At 59.8% G+C, this 1,195-nt stretch carries 1 protein-coding gene; it reads right to left on the minus strand.

The features are described from left to right. Positions 1–88: 88 nt before the first annotated feature. On the minus strand, positions 89–1,195 hold a 1,107-nt coding region (gene tuf, locus AC2FNR_RS04200), incomplete at its 5' end, for an elongation factor Tu (protein WP_496848177.1).

The raw sequence follows: 1,195 nt of genomic DNA on the forward strand, positions 1-1,195 counted from the left end.
GCCTCGCCAAAAACGAAAAAGGCCGCCCCTTTTGGGACGGCCTTCATTCGTTCAACGATGTGCCGGGCTGAAGCCTGGCCTACCGTGATTACTCAGTGATTTTCGACACAACACCGGCGCCGACGGTGCGGCCGCCTTCGCGGATCGCGAAGCGCAGGCCCTGCTCCATCGCGATCGGCGCGATCAGCTCAACGCCGAACGACACGTTGTCGCCAGGCATGACCATCTCGGTGCCTTCCGCCAGGGTCACGGTGCCGGTCACGTCAGTTGTACGGAAGTAGAACTGAGGACGGTAGTTCGCGAAGAACGGCGTGTGACGACCGCCTTCTTCCTTGGTCAGGATGTAGGCTTCGGCTTCGAACTTGGTGTGCGGTGTAACCGAACCCGGCTTACACAGAACCTGGCCACGCTCAACGCCGTCACGGTCAACACCACGCAGCAGCGCGCCGATGTTGTCGCCCGCTTCACCGCGGTCCAGCAGCTTGCGGAACATTTCAACGCCGGTGCAGGTGGTTTTCGAAGTGTCGCGGATGCCGACGATTTCAATCTCGTCGCCAACGTTGATCACGCCACGCTCAACACGACCGGTCACAACGGTACCACGGCCCGAGATCGAGAACACGTCTTCGATCGGCATCAGGAACGGCTGGTCAACAGCGCGCTCAGGGGTGTCGATGTACTCATCAACAGCCGCCATCAGTTCCTTGATCTTCTCTTCGCCGATTTCCGGGTTGTTGCCTTCCATCGCGGCCAGAGCCGAACCTGCAACGATCGGAATATCGTCGCCGGGGTATTCGTACGAAGACAGCAGCTCGCGGATTTCCATTTCCACCAGTTCCAGCAGCTCTTCGTCGTCAACCTGGTCAACTTTGTTCATGAACACGACCATCTTCGGGATGCCAACCTGGCGGCCCAGCAGGATGTGCTCACGCGTTTGCGGCATCGGGCCGTCAGCGGCGTTCACAACCAGGATCGCGCCGTCCATCTGGGCAGCACCGGTGATCATGTTCTTGACGTAGTCGGCGTGGCCGGGGCAGTCAACGTGCGCGTAGTGGCGGTTCTCGGTCTCGTATTCCACGTGGGCGGTCGAGATGGTGATGCCGCGCGCTTTCTCTTCCGGCGCACCGTCAATCTGGTCATACGCTTTGAAGTCACCGAAATACTTGGTGATCGCTGCGGTCAGCGTGGTTTTACC

The sequence above is a fragment of the Ruegeria sp. SATB045 genome, from assembly GCF_059613525.1.